The 15,491-nt window shown below is 60.7% G+C and carries 17 protein-coding genes and 1 pseudogene; 10 read left to right on the top strand and 8 right to left on the bottom strand.

Going from position 1 to position 15,491, the window contains the following annotated elements; genetic code table 11:
* Positions 1-78: 78 nt before the first annotated feature.
* The 6 genes and pseudogenes from JJQ51_RS31055 to JJQ51_RS31030 all read left to right on the top strand — a co-directional run bounded on the left by JJQ51_RS31055 (position 79) and on the right by JJQ51_RS31030 (position 3,916).
* A complete protein-coding gene (locus JJQ51_RS31055; protein ID WP_083258209.1) occupies positions 79-489 on the top strand; it encodes an HIT family protein in 411 nt (136 codons plus the stop codon).
* Positions 486-1,445: an NAD(+) diphosphatase gene (gene nudC / locus JJQ51_RS31050; protein WP_113330927.1), complete on the top strand. Its 960-nt coding sequence runs from the start codon at positions 486-488 to the stop codon at positions 1,443-1,445. Before JJQ51_RS31055 ends, nudC begins: the two co-directional genes overlap by 4 nt.
* A gap of 12 nt (positions 1,446-1,457) precedes the next feature.
* On the top strand, positions 1,458-2,144 hold the full coding sequence (locus tag JJQ51_RS31045; protein ID WP_269245713.1) for a helix-turn-helix transcriptional regulator: 687 nt from the start codon (positions 1,458-1,460) through the stop codon (positions 2,142-2,144).
* A 185-nt stretch (positions 2,145-2,329) separates the two neighbouring features.
* Entirely contained in the window at positions 2,330-2,557 is a 228-nt protein-coding gene (locus tag JJQ51_RS31040; RefSeq protein ID WP_269245712.1) for a hypothetical protein, read from the top strand.
* A gap of 320 nt (positions 2,558-2,877) precedes the next feature.
* On the top strand, positions 2,878-3,246 hold the full coding sequence (locus JJQ51_RS31035) for a VOC family protein (RefSeq protein WP_113354130.1): 369 nt from the start codon (positions 2,878-2,880) through the stop codon (positions 3,244-3,246).
* A gap of 272 nt (positions 3,247-3,518) precedes the next feature.
* A pseudogene (locus tag JJQ51_RS31030) lies at positions 3,519-3,916 on the top strand (VOC family protein).
* A gap of 190 nt (positions 3,917-4,106) precedes the next feature.
* Here JJQ51_RS31030 and JJQ51_RS31025 read toward each other — a convergent pair.
* Entirely contained in the window at positions 4,107-4,961 is an 855-nt protein-coding gene (locus tag JJQ51_RS31025; RefSeq protein ID WP_269245711.1) for a prephenate dehydratase, read from the bottom strand.
* Positions 4,962-4,984: 23 nt separating this feature from the next.
* Positions 4,985-5,740, bottom strand: coding sequence for a 3-deoxy-manno-octulosonate cytidylyltransferase (locus JJQ51_RS31020; protein ID WP_113354128.1), 756 nt, complete (start codon positions 5,738-5,740; stop codon positions 4,985-4,987).
* A gap of 151 nt (positions 5,741-5,891) precedes the next feature.
* Between JJQ51_RS31020 and JJQ51_RS31015 the strand changes: the two genes are divergently transcribed.
* A complete protein-coding gene (locus JJQ51_RS31015; protein ID WP_113354127.1) occupies positions 5,892-6,470 on the top strand; it encodes a c-type cytochrome in 579 nt (192 codons plus the stop codon).
* Between the two features lie 60 nt (positions 6,471-6,530).
* Here JJQ51_RS31015 and JJQ51_RS31010 read toward each other — a convergent pair whose 3' ends face one another.
* Together JJQ51_RS31010 and JJQ51_RS31005 are read right to left on the bottom strand one after the other, a co-directional pair.
* Positions 6,531-7,688 (bottom strand): patatin-like phospholipase family protein, encoded by a 1,158-nt coding sequence (locus JJQ51_RS31010; protein ID WP_113396127.1) that lies wholly within the window; start codon positions 7,686-7,688, stop codon positions 6,531-6,533.
* Positions 7,689-7,809: 121 nt separating this feature from the next.
* Positions 7,810-8,754, bottom strand: coding sequence for an AEC family transporter (locus JJQ51_RS31005; RefSeq protein WP_113354125.1), 945 nt, complete (start codon positions 8,752-8,754; stop codon positions 7,810-7,812).
* A 397-nt stretch (positions 8,755-9,151) separates the two neighbouring features.
* On the opposite strand from JJQ51_RS31005, the gene JJQ51_RS31000 reads away from it, so the two are divergent.
* Entirely contained in the window at positions 9,152-10,144 is a 993-nt protein-coding gene (locus JJQ51_RS31000) for an adenosine kinase (RefSeq protein ID WP_145324186.1), read from the top strand.
* Positions 10,145-10,324: 180 nt separating this feature from the next.
* Here the strand turns inward: JJQ51_RS31000 and JJQ51_RS30995 are convergent, their stop codons facing one another.
* Both JJQ51_RS30995 and JJQ51_RS30990 read right to left on the bottom strand, forming a co-directional pair.
* Positions 10,325-10,927, bottom strand: a complete 603-nt coding sequence (locus tag JJQ51_RS30995) for a cadmium resistance transporter (RefSeq protein WP_233788791.1) — start codon at positions 10,925-10,927, stop codon at positions 10,325-10,327.
* 94 nt (positions 10,928-11,021) lie between these two features.
* Positions 11,022-11,561, bottom strand: coding sequence for an SH3 domain-containing protein (locus JJQ51_RS30990; RefSeq protein ID WP_113330920.1), 540 nt, complete (start codon positions 11,559-11,561; stop codon positions 11,022-11,024).
* A 192-nt stretch (positions 11,562-11,753) separates the two neighbouring features.
* On the opposite strand from JJQ51_RS30990, the gene JJQ51_RS30985 reads away from it, so the two are divergent.
* Together JJQ51_RS30985 and murA are read left to right on the top strand one after the other, a co-directional pair.
* A complete protein-coding gene (locus JJQ51_RS30985) occupies positions 11,754-12,755 on the top strand; it encodes a 2-hydroxyacid dehydrogenase (RefSeq protein ID WP_095433520.1) in 1,002 nt (333 codons plus the stop codon).
* A gap of 142 nt (positions 12,756-12,897) precedes the next feature.
* Complete coding sequence (gene murA, locus JJQ51_RS30980) at positions 12,898-14,211, top strand: UDP-N-acetylglucosamine 1-carboxyvinyltransferase (RefSeq protein ID WP_269245710.1); 1,314 nt, start codon at positions 12,898-12,900, stop codon at positions 14,209-14,211.
* 27 nt (positions 14,212-14,238) lie between these two features.
* On the opposite strand, the gene JJQ51_RS30975 is transcribed toward murA, so the two are convergent.
* A complete protein-coding gene (locus JJQ51_RS30975) occupies positions 14,239-14,718 on the bottom strand; it encodes a GNAT family N-acetyltransferase (RefSeq protein WP_145324545.1) in 480 nt (159 codons plus the stop codon).
* Entirely contained in the window at positions 14,715-15,485 is a 771-nt protein-coding gene (locus JJQ51_RS30970; RefSeq protein ID WP_145324544.1) for a molybdopterin-synthase adenylyltransferase MoeB, read from the bottom strand. The genes JJQ51_RS30975 and JJQ51_RS30970 overlap by 4 nt, the downstream gene beginning before the upstream one ends.
* Positions 15,486-15,491 lie beyond the last annotated feature (6 nt).

The following is a 15,491-nucleotide window of genomic DNA, read 5'->3' as shown; positions in this document are numbered from 1 at the left end:
CGGCAATATCGTCATCAAAAGCAAGCCAAGGTCAAAAAAAACTGCTAAACATTTGATAAAACAATGGAGGATGCCCCCTTGAAGGAGTTTACGCTCGACGATCGTCTTGCGAATGACAGCGTTTCCGTCACCATAACCGGCCTTTGCGACGTCAGGCTGATGAAGGATCGCCGCTGGCCATGGCTCGTGCTCATCCCGCGCCGGCCCGGCAAATCGGAGGTCTTCGAGCTGACTCCGCTCGACCGGATCTTGCTGACCTTCGAAACGGATAAGGTCGCAAGCGCTCTGAAGACGGTGACGGGCGCAACAAAAATCAATGTCGGGGCACTTGGAAATATCGTCCGTCAGCTGCATGTTCATGTCATCGCGCGGTTCGAAGGTGATGCCAACTGGCCCGGCCCCGTCTGGGGCTACGGCAAGGCGGAACCCTATTCGGACGAAGACATGAACAGCCTCATAGCCAAGTTGCGGGAAACGCTTTCACAATGAGCCATTCCATCTTTTCCTCGGATGCGCCGCATCCGGAAGCCAGCAGTCTCACCGCTTTTGCGGAAAACCAGCTCAACCGGGATGCCGAGCATCGCGACGAGGAATCGATCAAGCAGGCGCTTGCCAAGGAAGGCACGCATATCCTGGCTTTCGCCCAGGACCGGCTTGTCTTGAAGCATGACGGGCAGGTGTTGGATCCACTGTTTGCCCGCTACGAGTTGAAGGATCTCGATCCGAATTGGGACGAGGCCGTTCTCCTCGGCTACCGCAAGACCGGCGAGCCGCGGCTTGCCGTGCCTGTGCGCGTCAATCCAGACGAGCTTGCCAGCCAGTACAAGCCGGCTGATATGCGCGCGCTCTGGCGCGATCTTCTGCTGGAAGGCGAAATCCTCGGTGAAGCCGCGCAGGGCATGAGCCTCATTCGCTGGAATGGTGACAACCGTTTCTGCGGCAGGTGCGGTTCCGTCATGGAAAGCCGCATCGGGGGCTACAAGCGGGTCTGCACGGCCTGCGAACATGTGATCTTCCCGCGCACCGATCCGGTCGTCATCATGCTCACGATCGACGAGGAACGGAATCGCTGCCTGCTTGGCCGCAGCCATCACTTCGCGCCAGGCATGTATTCCTGTCTCGCCGGCTTCGTCGAGCCGGGCGAAACCATCGAGAATGCAGTGCGCCGCGAAACACTCGAAGAATCCGGTATTCATATCGGCCGCGTGCGCTATCACGCCTCGCAGCCCTGGCCCATGCCGCATTCCCTTATGATCGGCTGCTATGCCGAGGCCAAGTCGACGGACATTCATATGGACGAGGCCGAGCTTGAGGATTGCCGCTGGTTTACTCCGGAAGAGACGCTCGCCATGCTCGATCGCGTCTCGGCCTCCGGCAACACATCTCCGCCCAAGGGCGCCATCGCCCATCGCCTGATGCGCGATTGGGTGGAATGGAAGCGCTAGGACTATTGTGCCATGGCTCGCTCGGAACGCTTGCTGACGCTGTTGCAGACGCTGCGGCGCTATCGTCGTCCGGTGAGCGGTGCCGTTCTGGCCGAGGAAACCGGCGTCAGCCTGCGCACGCTCTATCGCGATATCGCCAGCCTGCAGTCGCAGGGTGCGATGATCGAGGGCGAACCGGGGATCGGCTATGTCCTGAAGCCCGGCTTCATGCTGCCGCCGATGATGTTTTCGCAGGATGAGATCGAGGCGCTGGTGCTGGGATCGCGATGGGTAGCCCGCGCTACCGATTCGCGCTTGGCGGCAGCCGGCGCCGACGCGCTTGCCAAGATCGCCGCCGTGCTGCCCGCCGACCTTCGCGATGAGGTCGACCAGGCGGCAGTGATCGTTGCCACGCGGCGTGTCACCGAAGACAAGGCCGATCTTTCCCTCATGCGCAAGGCGATCCGCACGGAGCGCATGGTGCAGCTGACCTATGGCGATGTGAACGGCGCCATTTCCACCCGGCGTATCTGGCCCTTCGCGCTCGGCTATTTCGACAATGCCCGCATCATCATGGCCTGGTGCGAGCTGCGTCAGGACTTCCGCCATTTCCGCGCCGACCGCATCGTCGATTTTGCGGTGCTGGAGGCGCGCTACCCGCGCCGGCGTGTCGCGCTCGCCAGGGAATGGCATGCCCGTGAGGGCATGGTCCACAATTGATCCGCCAAAGCATGCCGCGCAAAAGTGTGCAGCGTTTTGCGACAACGACATGCGTAAAATCAAAGACCCAAAGCACAGGAGGCGAATCTGAAAGATCGCGACCCGCTTCAGTGTGATGCTACTGCCAGAAACTGTCAGTAAATGCGGCTATGATGGGTCCATCCAATCAGGAAGGAGGACCGATCATGGCAGGCAACGTTTCCATCATTTCGCAACATGTGCATCGCGGCGGCGTCGAGGCGCTTGAAGGCAAGCATCAGTCATGGCCGGCCCGTCTCTCTGAGCTCGCGCTTGGCTATTTCACTCGCCGCTGGAATCGTCTCGATATCGAGGAAGCGCCGAGTTCCGTGATGCGGGATCTCGGTTTTCTCGATGGCCGCGCACCTTACCGTGAGGAAGAGCGGATGTATTAGAGCAGCTCCAGGAAAACTGCGCGGCAGTTTTCCGTCAGGAATTGCGGGAAATAAAGAGGTAGGGCGGTTCGGAGATTCCGCGAGAGACTGAACCGCCCCGGAGCATCCCACGCGAAGTTCGCCGCGACTTTGCGATAACGATATCGGTAAAATCGGAAATTCAAGCGCAAGGCACTGATCCGAAGGCTGCAGCAGGCTTCGGAAACGTGGCTTCGCACGCACTCATCATGACAGACAAAGCCATCCTCGGCGGGCTGAGCTCCGTCCGCCGGGCTACAGCCGCATGCCCTTAAATCCATCAAAACAAGAGGACTATTCAGATGACCAGCCCCAACCTCATCATCTTCTATGTCAAGGACCCCAGCGAAAGTACGCCGTTCTACCGCGATCTCTTCGGCCGTGAGCCGGCATTCGCGTCGCCGAACTTCGTGGCTTTCGCGCTCGACAACGGCCTAAGTCTCGGCCTCTGGCGCCGAAGCAGCGTCGAACCCCAGCCCTCCGCCATCGGCAATCGCGGCGAACTGGGCTTCATGGTCGAAGGCGCTGGCGCCGTCGAGCAGCACTACAAGGATTGGAAGGCACGCGGCCTGCCGATCGCGCAGGAGTTGACGACGATGGATTTCGGCCCAACCTTCGTCGTGCTCGATCCGGACGGACATCGGCTGCGCGTTTGTGAGCCGGATAAGTGACTCTCTGCCCTGCTTGCCCCTCACCCTAGCTCTCTCCGCTCGCGGCAGGGCTATCGCATATGGAGGCGGATGAGCACCATAAGCTCCTTCTCCCCTTGGGGAGAAGGGGACCGGCCTTCGGCAAGCTCAGGAGACCGGATGAGGGGCTTGAGATGATAGGCAAAGACTATTTCATAATAGCGGCTTGCGGAGCCTCCCGCCCTTCGTTGGTGTTGACTTCCAACATTTGCAAAAGACACTGATCAATGCACCCAAAGCCACCGGAGGGCCAATTGCTCCATCATATTTCATTCGGTGTATCCGATATCGAGAAAGCCGCTGCTTTCTACGACGCGGCTTTCGCGCCGCTCGGCTATGTCAGGGTTTGGGAAGACTTGACCCCGGCGATCCCGATCAAGCCATTGGATATGGTCCCGTGGGTGGGGGCGACAAGTTCGCCATCAAATTGCGCGCTGGCGAGGCTCGTGCGCCAGGCGCGGGCTTCCACCTCGCCTTCGCCGCGGCAAGCCGCGAGGCCGTCGCTCTTTTTCACGAAGCCGCCCTCGCTCACGGCGGAAGGGACAATGGACCGCCGGGTTTTCGGCCTCATTATGGCCCGAGCTACTTTGCAGCTTTCGTCATCGATCCCGACGGACATCGAATCGAGGTCGTTACCAAGGTCGAAGGATAACAGCCGGATAGAAGTCCTGGTGGTTCGGTCGCCCTCGTGGTTCGAGGCCTCAGCCCTCTATGGACTTCCGCACCTCACCATGACGGCTAACCTTCTACGTCAATAGCGACCTTCGCTCCGCCTCATCCTGAGGAGCGGAGCTCGATGAGCGAAGCCTCGAAGGACGAGGCGGCCTCCGGCGCCACTAGGTCTAGAGATCGCCCCGCATCGGATGACCCTTGTAGACGCCGAGGATGCGGACCTTTTCGGAGAAGAAGCGCAGTTCTTCCAGCGCCCGGCGCACATGTGGATCGGAAGGATGACCTTCGATGTCGGCATAGAACTGCGTCGCCACAAAACGGCCGCCGAGCTGATAGCTTTCGAGCTTCGTCATGTTGATGCCGTTGGTGGCGAAGCCGCCGAGTGCCTTGTAGAGCGCGGCCGGAATGTTGCGGACGTTGAAGACGAAGGTCGTGACGATTTTTTCGTCCGGCGCGCTGCGCTCGGCCCAGTCCTCGTCGCGCGACAGGATGACGAAGCGCGTCATGTTGTTTTCGGTATCTTCGACATTCTCGGCGATGATTTCCAGCCCGTAGAGATCGGCCGCAAGCCGGGGCGCCAGTGCCGCCATGCTGCGATCGCCGGTTTCCTTCACCAGCTTGGCAGCACCCGCCGTATCGCCTGCAATGACAGGCTTCCAGCCGTTCTGACGCACGATGTTGCGGCATTGGCCGAGCGCATGGATGTGGCTGTGCACCGTGCGGATCTCTTCCTTCTTCACGCCTGGCAGAACCATCAACTGGAAACGAATCGGCATGAAATATTCGCCGACGATATGCAGTCGCGATTCCGGCAGCAGATGATGGATATCGGCGACTCGCCCGGCGATCGTGTTCTCGATCGGGATCATGCCGAGATCCGCATCACCATTATCGATGGCGGTGAGGGCATCCTCGAAGGTCTGGCAGGGCAGAGGCTCCATGGTCGGGAACGTGTCACGGCTGGCCATGTCGGAATTGGCGCCGTACTCGCCCTGGAAGGAGATCTTATTGGTCTTGGTAATCATGGGATGCCCTTGGGGGAATGCCGTCAGAGAGAGGCGGCGGAGAGGATGCGTCTGGCCTTTTCGAGGTCGGCGGGAGTATCGACACCGAGCGGTATCGTGTCAACGATCTCGACATCGATGCGCATGCCGGCCTCCAGCGCCCTCAGCTGTTCCAGTGATTCGCGCCGCTCCAACGTCGATGGGCCGAGGCTCACGAATTTCGCGAGGGCGGCGCGGCGGTAGGCATAGAGGCCGATATGGTGATAGAGCGGCCCTTTGCCATACGGTGCGGTCGTGCGGGTAAAATAGAGCGCGTGCAGACGGCTGTCCGAGATCGGTGAGCCGACGACCTTGACGACGCTCGGCGCGGTCTTTTCTTCCTCGTCCTTGATCTCGACCGTCAGCGTTGCGATGTCGACGGCCGGATTTTCGAGCGGGCGCAGCGAGGCGCGGATCGTCTCAGGATCGATGGTCGGCAGGTCGCCCTGTACATTGACGATGATCTCCGCGCGACCTTCGGGATCGACGGCCTGCAGGGCTTCGTAGATGCGGTCCGAGCCGGATTGATGGTCGGTGCGCGTCATGACGACCTCGAAGCCGGCATTGGCGACGGCGGCATAGGTATCCGCATGGTCGACGGCGACGACGATGCGACCGATCGCCGCCTCGCGCGCACGCTTGGCAACCTGTACGATCATGGGCAGACCGCAAATATCTGCGAGCGGCTTGCCTGGCAGGCGCGTGGAGGCCATGCGGGCGGGAATGAGGACCAGCGTCTTGTCTAAATTTGAATCACTCATTGTTGGGCCTTCTATTCCCGAGGGAAAAGTGTCAAAACGTCTCATGGTGGAGACCGTTTACAGAGTTGCAAGAAACAGCCAAAAGACATAGGTTTCGCGCGAATTCAAGATGGGCCAGCGGAGGATGCTGGCGGCGAGGGGAGCATAGCAGATGAATTCATCCTACGTGAACATGGGAGTCGGGGCACTTCTGGCCACGCTGTTCGTGTTGAAGTCCGTGTCGCTCGCGTCAGGATTTATTTTCCATTCAGAGGCACCGGAAAAGCCCGGTTTTGCCATCGTCGCGACCGAGGAGCCGGCTGCTGGCGGTGACAAGGGGGCTGCTGCCAAGGCGGAAACGCCGATCGCTCAGCTGCTGCAGAAGGCGGATGCCAAGGCCGGCGAAGCGATCTTCAAGAAGTGTCAGGCCTGTCATTCCGGAGAGAAGGGAGGGCCAAACAAGGTTGGCCCTGATCTCTGGGGCATTGTCGACCGCCCGGTCGCAGAGCACGAGGGCTTTGCCTATTCGGCTGGCATGAAGGACTTCTCCAAGGGCGGTTCGGAAAAGTGGACCTATGACCACCTCTATCACTTCCTGGCCGCTCCGAAGAAATTTGTCGCCGGAACGGCGATGGGCTTTGCCGGCCTGCCGAAGGAAGAGGATCGCGCCAACGTGATCGCCTATCTGCGCACGCTCGCCGACACCCAGGTGCCGCTGCCGGATCCGAACGCACCGGCCGCGACGAACTGAGGCAAATTCTCGGACCAATTGAAAAACGCGGTCGCCAGGCCGCGTTTTTGTATTGATCGTTCAGATTGAAAGCCGGCGTGAGCGCGTCCGCTGATCGAGGTCGAAGACCTTCAATCCATCCTCGGCGCTTGGCGGCATGCGCCAATCCTCGGCGATCAGCGCCTTTCGCGCATCGCGCAGGCCGGCCTCCCAATGTTCGCGCATGGACAACGCAGAAAATTCGTAGTCCTTCGAATGCGAGCGGAACTGCTTGTTGCGATAGATCAGGTGGATGATCGTCACGCCGTAATCGGAGCAATGCTGCTCCAGTTTCTTGATTTCCGGATCGGCCTTGGCCTCTTCGGGAAGGCGGGCATAAAGATCTGAGATGGTCCGCCGCAGGCGATGACGCTCGAGAAAGAGGTCGGTGTTGAGCCGGGTGCGGCTGGAATAGGTAATGTCCTTGCGCCGCTCCTCGACTTCCTCGAGATCCTGCGGCAGCGGGCCGACGGCGCTGAAGAGATCGACCTGAAAGACGACCGTATCGATATCGGCACCATTGCGCAGCACGTAGCTGAGCGGCGTGTTTGAGACGAGGCCACCGTCCCAGTAATGCTCGTTGCCAATCTTGACCGCTGGAAAACCGGGCGGCAAGGCGCCGCTCGCCATCACGTGCTCAGGCCCGATCTTGATGTCCCTATTGTCGAAGAAGGCAAAATTGCCGGTGCGCACATTGACGGCGCCGAGGCTTAAGCGCACCGGGCCATGGTTGATTCGGTCGAAATCCACGTGATCGATCAGCGTCTGGCGCAGCTGCTCCGTATCATAGATGCTGGTCGCGCCCGCCGAGCCGCGTGTCTGAAACCAGGCCGGAATCTGCCAAGGGGAAAAGAAGCCGGGCACGCCGAAGGTCGAAACCCACCAACTGCTGACCGAGCGATAGAAGGGATTGGTCTCGCGCCGATCTTCCATCAGCAGATCGACGGGAAGATGCACGGTCACCTTGTTCCAAAAGGAACGCAGAGCCTCAAGCCGTTCGCCGGGCACGTTGCCGGCCATGATAGAGGCATTGATCGCGCCGATCGAGATGCCGGCGATCCAATCCGGTTCGATATTCTGTTCTCTGAGTGCCTGGAAGGCACCCGCCTGATAGGAGCCGAGCGCGCCGCCGCCTTGAAGCACAAAGACCTTCTGCGAATAGGCTGACGCGGGGTTGGTGACTGGAGCTGCAATATTCATGTGCCATCCTTTGCTGCGCTCCGGGTGGGAAGGCCGGGATGCGCAAAATATATGACCATTTTCCTGCCTGCCTCTCCGTAAGCGGAGAGATGCCATTGTTGTCGGCGGGGTCGAGCTTCGGCTATCCGAGCAGATAGGCCCAAAGCGACACTGAGAACGCCCCGAGCGCTGTCGTCAAGGTAATCGTCGAGGCCGCGAGACTGTGGCCGACCCCGAAGCGATTGGCAATCAGCCAGGCGTTCACACCTGTAGGAACTGCGGCAGTCAGCACGAGCGCGGCGCGCCATTCCGCGCTAAGGCCAAGGAGGTGGCCGGCTGCTAGCACACAGGCTGGCAGAAGGAATAGCTTGAAGGAGGCGATCACACTGGTGATGCCGAGATTGCCTGACATTCCGTATTGACGCAGCGCCATGCCGAGCGAGATCAACGCCGCCGGGCCGGCGATATTGGCAATGCTGTCGATAGCGGTTCCGAGCGTCGCGGGAATGGGAAGGCTGGTCAGATGAACGACGAGGCCGCAGAAAAGGCCGATAACGAGCGGATTGCGGACGAGATTGCTGCCGACCTGCCGCAGCAGCTCGGGGGTGCTGCGGCCGGCGCCGGCATTTTCCTTGCGCTCGGCCTGTTCCATCAGCAGCGTGCCGGCGATCATCATGGTCGGCAGGTGCACGGCGATCAGGATCGACATCGCCATGACGCCATCCGGCCCGACGGTGCGCCCGACCAGCGGCAGGCCGATGAAGATCGTGTTGGCGAAGGCCGAGGAAACGCCGGCAAGCACGCCTATGCGAGCATCCCGCCCGAAGAACCGGGTCGCGACAATATGGCCGGCGGTCCAGGTGATGGCGACGCCGGAGAAATAGGCGATCCAGAGCCGAAAAGGCGATGCGCCGCGAAAATCCGCCTCCGCTATGGTCTGGAACAGCAGGAGCGGCACGGCGATCTTGAAGACGAACTCGCTCATCGCCTCGCCGACCTCGGCCTTCAACAGGCCGGTGCGAACGATCATCCAGCCGACAAGAATGAGCAGGAAGACCGGAAGAACATCGGTGAGGATTTCGGACATGCCGGGCGAGGTCGTGAAAAAAGTGTGACTCTGGAGGATGATCCGGGAGTTGTAGCAGTTCGCCGACGTGTGAGAACCCACAAAAACAAAAAAGCGGGCATTGCCCGCTTGTGTGTCCGGTCTCGCCGGAAAGTCCCCCCGGTGCACATGCCGCCAGTTCATCCGTGGTCGGCCCGCGTACCGGTGAGGCGGAAGGCATCATTCCTTCCCAGACTGGCTCGGAAGTCTTTCGAGCTTCCCATCCCAGCCGCTTGATAAGCATTTAAAGATAGAAAGTGACAGGCAAATGACTGATTGGAATTAAGTTGGCAGCCTCGGCGCTGATTTTTCTTCCAAACTTCGGAAAAACCGATATTACCGGATACCGGCTATCACCAATACCGGGATCCTCCAATAGATGACTCGTTTCGACGTACTGACCGTTGGCAATGCCATCGTCGACATTATCGCCCGTTGCGACGATCAGTTCCTGATCGACAACAAGATCACCAAAGCCGCGATGAACCTCATCGACGCCGAACGTGCCGAGCTCCTTTATTCGCGTATGGGCCCGGCTCTCGAAGCCTCCGGCGGCAGCGCCGGTAATACGGCTGCGGGTGTTGCGAATTTCGGCGGCAGGGCAGCTTATTTCGGCAAGGTCGCAGAGGATCAGCTCGGAGAGATTTTCGCCCATGATATCCGCGCCCAGGGCGTGCATTACGAGACCAAGGCGAAGGGCACGTTCCCGCCGACTGCCCGCTCGATGATCTTCGTCACCGAGGATGGGGAGCGCTCCATGAATACCTATCTCGGCGCTTGCGTCGAACTCGGTCCGGAAGACGTCGAGGAACAGGTCGTCGCAGATGCCAAGGTAACCTATTTCGAAGGCTATCTCTGGGATCCGCCGCGCGCCAAGGAAGCTATCCTCGAATGCGCCCGTATCGCCCATGCCAATGGCCGGGAAATGTCGATGACGCTCTCCGACAGCTTCTGCGTCGGTCGCTACCGCGACGAATTTCTCGATCTCATGCGCTCCGGCACCGTCGATATCGTCTTCGCCAATCGCGACGAAGCCCTCTCGCTCTACGAGACCGACGATTTCGAGAAGGCGCTGAAGCTCATTGCAGCCGACTGCAAGATCGCCGCCGTGACGACAGGCAAGGACGGCGCCGTCATCGTGCGCGGCAGCGAACGCTATGTCGTCGACGCCCATCCGATCGAGGAACGTGTCGACACGACCGGCGCCGGCGATCTTTTCGCCGCCGGCTTCCTGTTCGGCTATACGCAGGGCCGCAGCCTGGAAGATTGCGCCAAGCTCGGCAACCTCGCCGCAGCGATTGTCATCGAACAGATCGGCCCGCGGCCGATGCGGTCACTCTCGGAGGCCGCGAAGGAATTCGGCCTGCTCTGACGGAAATCCGTCCGCGCATGATCGTAACAGCCGCCCGCTGCCGAGAGCGCCGGGCGGTTTTTACGTTTGACACGGCTGCCTAAAGTGTCGCGCAAAAGCGTGTAGCGGTTTTGCGAGAACGACATGCGCAAAATCAAGGACCTAAAGCACAGGGAGCGAATCTGAAGATCGCGACGTGCTTTAGTGCCAGAAGAGCGTTGCGGTCCCGCCCTCGTAGAAGATGAGGATGCCGAGAGCGATCAGGACGAACGGCACGATCCTGTGGCCGTGGCGACGGATCGGTGCACCCAAGGTCGGATGATTGACGAGCGAGTGCGCGGCACCAAGCCAGATGGCCGTCAGCACCGCGAACATGCAGCCGATGGCGAGGATCTCATAGGCGGAACGTGTTGCGAAGATCGGCGTATAGATGCTGATATTGTCGCCGCCATTGGCGATCGTCACCAGCGCGACCGCCACAATGTTTCCATGTCCCGCCGAAGCTTTCGCATGATCTTCCGGATCTTCGCCGGTCTCGATGCCGTTCCAGAGCTCCCATAGTCGCCTGAGGCCAAAATAGATCGGCGCAAGGCCGAGCAGGCCAATATAGGCAGCGGGAATGACGAGAACCAGAAACGAGGCGAGGGCACTGAAGCCATAGAGCGCGCCGATGCCGAGATATTGGCCAATGACGATCTGTCTCAGGCGGAATTTCCGATCGGCGAAAAAGCCGAGAAGGACGAATATGTCGTCTATGTTCGTCGATGCGAACATGACGATGGCAACGCCGAAAACGCCTAGCACGTAACCCAAGATCGCCGGTCTCCCTATCCGATCCCGGATACAGCATTGCGTAGCGAAAGTCGCGTGGCTGCGTTCGGCGCCAAGCGAGCGGTCGTTACTTGAAGGCTTCGCCGGGGTAAGCGCCCCAGATCTCGGATTGCGCCACCCATCCCTCGGTGCCGTCGGCGGTGACGAGGCACCAATCGCCCGTGCATTCCTTGACGCTCATCATCACGCCGGGCTGAAGCTTGGCAATGACGGCGGCGGACGGTTGGGATTCGCGGCGCATGTTGACGAAGACGGCCTTGCCCTTGCCTTTCATCCAGGGAGCGGCAATGGCCGAGCGCTGGCCCGACAGCAGAGATTGGTTGACCCAGCCTTCGGTGCCGTCGGCATCGCGCACGCGCCGCCAGTTATCATATTCCTGGATGATTTCGACCGGCAGACCCTGCTTGAGATAGAGCCACGATACGGCGTAATCCGCGCTCGGGCCGATGCGCAGATTGACCCGCTTCGATTTCAGTGTGACGAAGCGCGGCAGCGGTAGGCCGCTCGGCCCCTTGGCGGCCTGGGCGGCGGCAAGATCGGCCGACACAGCGGCCATCATCAGGCCGATTGCGAAAATGGCGCAGGACTTCAAGACGTTGCCACGCATGGGATTTCCGTTCGTTCGTCATGACAAAGGCGCGCCATTCCGGCGACCTTTCGCTCCGGTGAGCGGCAAATCCTCGGATCGCGTCAGCGAGTTTTGTTTGTCTTCGCCTGCGGGTCTGGTAGAAATGCCCGGAACGGGAAAATTATCCTGCTTCTTGGTTAAGAACATCTGAACAAGGCATCGCCGCTCGCCATGACGACGAAGAAAAAACCGAAGGTCTATGTCACGCGCAAATTGCCTGACGCGGTGGAGACGCGCATGCGCGAGCTCTTCGATGCCGAACTCAACATCGATGATCGCCCGCGCACGAAAGACGAATTGATTGAGGCCGTCCGCTCTGTCGACGTGCTCGTGCCGACAGTCACCGACCGCATCGATGCCGAGATCATCGAAGAAGCCGGCCCGCAGATGAAGCTGATCGCCAGCTTCTCCAACGGCACGGATCATATCGATGTCGAAGCCGCCGCCCGCCGCGGCATCACCGTCACCAATACGCCCAATGTGCTGACCGAAGATACCGCCGACATGACCATGGCGCTCATCCTCGCCGTGCCTCGGCGGCTAGCGGAAGGTGCGCGCGTGCTGACGGACAGCCCCGGCGAATGGGCCGGATGGTCGCCCACCTGGATGCTCGGCCGCCGCATCCACGGTAAGCGCATCGGCATCGTCGGCATGGGGCGGATCGGCACGGCCGTTGCCCGCCGCGCCAAGGCTTTTGGCCTTTCAATCCATTATCACAATCGCAAGCGCGTCAATCCGGCGACGGAGGACGAACTGGAGGCGACCTATTGGGACAGCCTCGACCAGATGCTCGCTCGCGTCGATATCGTCTCGGTCAATTGCCCGTCGACACCGGCGACCTATCATCTGATCTCGGCCCGCCGCCTGGCGCTGCTGCAGCCGACGAGCTATATCGTCAACACGGCGCGCGGCGACGTCATCGACGAGACGGCGCTGATCAAGATCCTGCGCGAGGGCAAGATTGCCGGCGCCGGCCTTGACGTGTTCGAGAACGAACCCGCCGTCAATCCGAAGCTGGTGAAGCTCGCCAACGAAGGCAAGGTGGTGATCCTGCCGCATATGAGCTCGGCCACACTCGAGGGCCGAATCGACATGGGTGACAAGGTCATCATCAACATCCGCACCTTCATCGACGGCCATCGCCCGCCCAATCGCGTTCTGCCGTTTCGGTGACTGAAGCATGCTGATTCGCCCGCCGAAACGCGGCTGAATACCCGGCTGCAAATTTGATCTCACTTCCCTCTCGCCGGTCATGTGCATGTCACAAAGCCGGCCCAGAGGTGACCACAAACATAAATCAGGAAGGGCGGAAATCATGGCGCGGGCGCTGCCGCATGAGCGGGTGCAATATGTGGTCGAGGGCGGCTTCAAGCTCTCGGGCGAGATCGAACCCAGCGGCAACAAGAATGCTGCGTTGCCGATCATCGCCGCATCGCTTCTGACCGATCAACGTGTCGAGCTCAGCAATGTGCCGCGTATTCGCGATGTCGAGGCGCTGGTGGAGCTGATCCAATCGGTCGGTGCAAAAGTGCGTTGGCTGGGTAAGAACGAGCTCGAAATCGAAGCGCGGGAGCTTCGTCCTGCCAATCTCGATCCCGATCTTTGCGCCCGCATCCGCGCCTCCATCCTGCTTGCCGGACCGATGTTGGCGCGTTGTGGCGAGATCACCCTGCCGCCACCTGGCGGCGATGTCATTGGTCGCCGGCGTGTCGATACGCATTTCCTGGCGCTGGAACAGCTCGGCGCGAAGATCGAGGTCAACAGCGTCTATAGCTTCCGCACGGAAGGATTGCGCGGCGCCGATGTCTTTCTCGACGAGCCCTCCGTGACGGCGACGGAAAATGCTCTTTGCGCCGCCGTTTTCGCCGAGGGGACGACGATCCTGCGCAATTGCGCCTCTGAGCCGCATGTTCAGGATCTCGCCCGCTTCCTGATTGCCATGGGCGCCCGAATCGAAGGCGTGGGCACCAATATGATGACCATTCACGGCGGGCAGCGGCTGGACGGTGCATCGCATCGCATCGGTCCCGATCACAATGAGGTTGGCTCGCTGATCGGCCTTGCCGCCGTCACCGGTTCGGAAATCACCATTCGCCGTGCAGGCGTCGAGCATCTGCGCTCCACGCTGATGACCTTCGAGCGCCTCGGCATCCGCTGCCAGATTGACGGTGACGATCTCATCATCGGCTCCGGCCAGGAAATGAAGATCCAGCCGGATTTCGGCGGTCATATTCCGAAGATAGAAGACCAGCCCTGGCCCGCCTTTCCGGCCGATACCATGTCGATTGCCATCGTCACCGCCACGCAATGTGATGGCGTCGTGCTGATGTTCGAGAAAATGTTCGAAAGCCGCATGTTCTTCGTCGACAAGCTGATCGCCATGGGCGCCCGCATCGTGCTGTGTGATCCGCATCGCGCCATCGTTGCCGGCCCCTCCAAGCTGCGCGCCGCTCAGCTCGAAAGCCCTGACATTCGTGCCGGCATGGCCATGTTGATCGCGGCCATGTGCGCCGAGGGCACGAGCGTCATCAACAATGCCCAGCAGATCGAGCGCGGTTATGAGCGCATCGAGGAGCGGCTGAACGCCCTGGGTGCCCGCATCACCCGCATCCCGCCGCGCGAGGCGTGACGGCTCCATCCACCGGCTGAGGATGCGTTAGGCAATCGCCTTGCGCATCTCGATCGACGTCGTCCGATCGAACCCGGCGTGGCGATTTTCGGCCGTCTTCCGAAAGCCCCATGCTGCGAAGGTGGCGTGATTGTCGGTGAGCTCGATCCGCGTTTCAAGCCGCAACGCCTTGAGGCCAAGCTCTCGCGCCGCTGTCTCGGCCAGGCCCAGCAGTTGCTTGCCGATACCTTTACCTTGCGCCGCCGGCACCACGGCGAGCTTGCCGACATAAAGGCTCTCTGCCTCCGGCCGGCAGAAAATGCAGCCGACCAACTGTTCGCCATCGAGCGCCACATAAGCGATCTCGCTAAGTGCCTTCGCTTTCAGCGTTTCGGATGTCAGCGCCAGCGCCGAGGAGGGCGGATCGATGCGTCCGTTCATATAGGCGAAGGACGTCAGGATCAGATCCAGCAACGCATCCCAGCGATCGAAGCCATCATCGAGGCGACGAAGCGTGATATCGCTCATTCAGCAGCAACCCGGGCGCGTTTGCGGCGATAGCGCACGGTTTCGAAGCGCGATGAAAGCCCGTCATAAAGCAACAGGCGACCGATCAGCGGCTCGCCGATGCCTGTGATGAGCTTGATCGCCTCCATCGCCATGAGCGTGCCGATGACGCCGGTCAAGGCGCCAATGATGCCCGCCTCGGCGCAGCTCGGAATGAGACCCTCCGGCGGTGGCGCCGGGAAGAGATCGCGATAGCGAGGATTGAGGTTACCGTCCGCATCGCTCTCGTAAGGCTTCAACGTGGTGACAGATCCATCGAAGCGCCCGACAGCACCTGTCACCAGCGGCAAATGCGCTGCTTCGGTGGCATCGGCAGCCGCATAGCGCGTATCGAAATTGTCGGAGCCGTCGATGACGAGATCGAAACCGGCGAGGTGCCGCGCAGCCGTATCGGCACTGAACCGTTCCTCGAAGCGGATGGTGCGCACATGCGGGTTCAGCCGCGTGATGGCGTCTGCCGCGCTCTGGGTTTTCAGTTCGCCGATCGTGCCCGTATCGTGAATCACCTGCCGCTGCAGGTTGGACAGCGAAACGCGGTCATCATCGGCAATGCCGAGCGTGCCGACGCCGGCGGCCGCAAGATATTGCAACACCGGCGCACTAAGGCCGCCGGCGCCGATGACAAGCACACGCGCCGCCTTCAATTTTTGCTGGCCAGTGCCACCGACCTCCGGCAGGAGGATATGGCGGTGATAGCGGGCGATTTCGTCTGAGCTCAAAGGATCCATGGCAAA

Source organism: Rhizobium sp. AG207R (assembly GCF_027109195.1).
Classification (GTDB): Bacteria; Pseudomonadota; Alphaproteobacteria; order Rhizobiales; family Rhizobiaceae; genus Rhizobium; species Rhizobium dioscoreae.
This window is presented reverse-complemented; position numbering and strand designations above follow the sequence as displayed.

What these genes read in the sequence shown, in the direction of transcription:
- nudC (WP_113330927.1), top strand. Translation starts at nt 486, where the DNA reads ATGAGCCATTCCATCTTTTCCTCGGATGCGCCGCATCCGGAAGCCAGC.
- JJQ51_RS31045 (WP_269245713.1), top strand. Translation starts at nt 1,458, where the DNA reads ATGGCTCGCTCGGAACGCTTGCTGACGCTGTTGCAGACGCTGCGGCGC.
- JJQ51_RS31040 (WP_269245712.1), top strand. Translation starts at nt 2,330, where the DNA reads ATGGCAGGCAACGTTTCCATCATTTCGCAACATGTGCATCGCGGCGGC.
- JJQ51_RS31035 (WP_113354130.1), top strand. Translation starts at nt 2,878, where the DNA reads ATGACCAGCCCCAACCTCATCATCTTCTATGTCAAGGACCCCAGCGAA.
- JJQ51_RS31025 (WP_269245711.1), bottom strand. Translation starts at nt 4,961, where the DNA reads ATGATTACCAAGACCAATAAGATCTCCTTCCAGGGCGAGTACGGCGCC.
- JJQ51_RS31020 (WP_113354128.1), bottom strand. Translation starts at nt 5,740, where the DNA reads ATGAGTGATTCAAATTTAGACAAGACGCTGGTCCTCATTCCCGCCCGC.
- JJQ51_RS31015 (WP_113354127.1), top strand. Translation starts at nt 5,892, where the DNA reads ATGAATTCATCCTACGTGAACATGGGAGTCGGGGCACTTCTGGCCACG.
- JJQ51_RS31010 (WP_113396127.1), bottom strand. Translation starts at nt 7,688, where the DNA reads ATGAATATTGCAGCTCCAGTCACCAACCCCGCGTCAGCCTATTCGCAG.
- JJQ51_RS31005 (WP_113354125.1), bottom strand. Translation starts at nt 8,754, where the DNA reads ATGTCCGAAATCCTCACCGATGTTCTTCCGGTCTTCCTGCTCATTCTT.
- JJQ51_RS31000 (WP_145324186.1), top strand. Translation starts at nt 9,152, where the DNA reads ATGACTCGTTTCGACGTACTGACCGTTGGCAATGCCATCGTCGACATT.
- JJQ51_RS30990 (WP_113330920.1), bottom strand. Translation starts at nt 11,561, where the DNA reads ATGCGTGGCAACGTCTTGAAGTCCTGCGCCATTTTCGCAATCGGCCTG.
- JJQ51_RS30985 (WP_095433520.1), top strand. Translation starts at nt 11,754, where the DNA reads ATGACGACGAAGAAAAAACCGAAGGTCTATGTCACGCGCAAATTGCCT.
- murA (WP_269245710.1), top strand. Translation starts at nt 12,898, where the DNA reads ATGGCGCGGGCGCTGCCGCATGAGCGGGTGCAATATGTGGTCGAGGGC.
- JJQ51_RS30975 (WP_145324545.1), bottom strand. Translation starts at nt 14,718, where the DNA reads ATGAGCGATATCACGCTTCGTCGCCTCGATGATGGCTTCGATCGCTGG.
- JJQ51_RS30970 (WP_145324544.1), bottom strand. Translation starts at nt 15,485, where the DNA reads ATGGATCCTTTGAGCTCAGACGAAATCGCCCGCTATCACCGCCATATC.